At 69.5% G+C, this 2,532-nt stretch carries 1 protein-coding gene; it reads left to right on the top strand.

The genetic code is table 11. The features are described 5' to 3' along the window. Positions 1-98 precede the first annotated feature (98 nt). Positions 99-2,532, top strand: a 2,434-nt coding sequence (locus tag ABD256_RS43975; protein ID WP_344432346.1) for an AMP-binding protein, incomplete at its 3' end; no start/stop codon positions are given.

Below are 2,532 nucleotides of genomic sequence, written 5' to 3' on the forward strand. Positions count from 1 at the left end.
CCGGTCCGGTGGTGTCGGTGGGGTGTGGTGTGGTGGAGCGGTTGTTGTGGTGGGTGGGGGTGTGTCCTGGTGGGGTTGCGGTGCGGGATGGGGGTGGGGTGTTGTCGTTCGCGGGGTTGGAGTGGCGGTCGCGGGTGGTGGCGTCGGGGTTGCGGGCGCGGGGTGTGGGTGCGGGTGTGCTGGTGGGGTTGGGGTTGGGTCGTGGGGTGGATGCGGTGGTGGCGATGGTGGGTGTGGTGCGGGCGGGTGCGGGGTTCGTGCCGTTGGATCCGGGGTATCCGGGGGTGATGCTGGCGGGCATGGTCGCGGACGCGGCTCCCTCGTGTGTGATCACCAGCCCGCGGTGGGCGGACCGGATCCCGGGCGGGGTGCCGGTGCTGGATCTGGCCGAGCTGGAAACCACCACGGTGGATACCGGTGTGGTGGAGGTGGATGAGCTTCCCGTGACCGGGACAAGCGCGGGTCCTGGTGGGGGTGGCGGGGTGGTGTATGTGATGTTCACGTCGGGGTCGACGGGGCGGGCGAAGGGTGTGGTGGTCGATCACGCGAATGTGGAGCACATCGTGTCGGTGTGGGACACCCGGTACGGGCTGGCGGGGTCGCGGGCGCGGTGTGTGTCGGTGTCGGGGGTGGGGGTGGATCTGTTCTTCGCTGATTTCCTGGTCTCGGTGCTCTTCGGCGGGCAGATGATCATCGCCCCGGACGAGGCGGTCGGGGACCCCGCCGCACTCGCCGAGGTGATCGACGAGCATTCGGGATCGATGATGGTGACGGTGCCCTCGATGGCCACCGCGCTGGCCGAGCACTACCACGCCACCGGCACCCGCGGGCTCGGCGGGCTCGACCTGCTCATCGTCGGCTCCGAGGGCTGGCGCACCCACGACGCCACCACCCTCACCACCCAAACCGGAACCCAACCCGAAACCCAACCCGGTGCCGGTGCCGGAACCCAACCTGGTGCTGGTGGTGGGGGTGGGGTGCGGGTGTTCAACGCCTATGGGGCGACCGAGACCACGGTGGATGCCACGGTGCACCAGGTCCGTGACGGGCGGGATGAGGCGGGGGTGTTCGTGTCGCTGGGCCGTGCGCTGGGCAACACCCGGGTCGTGGTGGTGGACCGGTGGGCGCGTCCGGTCCCGGCGGGGGTGCCGGGTGAGGTGTGGGTCGGCGGGGGTGGTGTGGCCCAGGGCTATTGGCGCCGCCCGGACTTGACCGCGGCCCGTTTCATCGCCGACCCCCACCATGTTCTGCCCGCCGGGCAGCGGTGGTACCGGACCGGGGACCGGGCCCGCTGGCGCCCCGATGGCACCCTGGAATTCCTCGGGCGCGCCGATGACCAGGTCAAGATCCGCGGGTTCCGGGTCGAGCCCGCCGCGATCGAAACCGCACTCACCACCCACCCCCACATCGCCACCGCGGCGGTCACCACCCACACCGACCCCACCGGACACACCCGCCTCATCGCCTACCTCACCCCCACCACCGACCGTGTCGAGGTGGACGTGGAACAGGTACGGGTGCATGTGGCGCGGTCGCTGCCCGCGCACGCGGTCCCGACCGGATGGATGGTCCTCGACCGGCTCCCCCTGGGACCCACCGGGAAGATCAACCGCAAAGCCCTGCCCGCACCCCACACCCACCACACCCCCGGCACCGCCGCCCCCCGGATCGCCCCCGCCACCCCGACCGAAACCACCCTGGTCCACATCTGGGCCGACGTACTGTCCCTGCCCCCCGGCTCCATCAGCGTCACCGACAACTTCTTCACCCTGGGCGGGGACTCCATCCTCAGCCTCCGCATCACCTCCCGCATCCGCACCCAACTCGGCCACACCATCAACCCCCGCCAGCTCTTCGACACCCCCACCATCACCACCCTCGCCCCCACCATCACCACCACACCCACCGCCACCACCATCACCCCCCACCCCACCACCCCCACCACACCCCTCTCCCACGCACAACAACGCCTCTGGTTCCTCCACCAATTCACCCCCAACACCACCGAATACAACTCGGCCCTGGTGCTCCGCATGCGCGGAGAACTCGACACCGGTGCGACGCACCGTTCCGTCGCCGATCTGGTGGCGCGCCACGAACAGTTGCGGACGACGTTCGACACCGTCGACGGGCGCGGCGTCCAGATCGTCGGCTCCGGCGAGAACATCGCGGTCACCGAAACCGATTTGTCCACAATAGACATATCGGTCCGCGAGGAGCGGCTGCAAAGCCGTCTCCACGAAGTGGTGTCCGAACCGTTCGACCTCCGCACCGGTCCCGTGGTCCGCGTGAACCTGGTGAAGCTGAACGCGCGCGAGCACGTCCTCGCGTTCGTCATCCACCACATCGCGACGGACGGCTGGTCGATGCGACTGCTGGCGAAGGAGTTCGGGGAGTTCTACACCGGGCACGTCCACGGCACCCCGGTCGAGCTACCCCCGCTCGCGGTGCAATACACCGACTACGCCCACTGGCAACGTCAACAACCCCCCACCGCACTCGCCGAGGACCTCGCCTTCTGGAAAACCACCC

Source organism: Amycolatopsis minnesotensis (assembly GCF_039529815.1).
Lineage (GTDB): Bacteria > Actinomycetota > Actinomycetes > Mycobacteriales > Pseudonocardiaceae > Amycolatopsis > Amycolatopsis minnesotensis.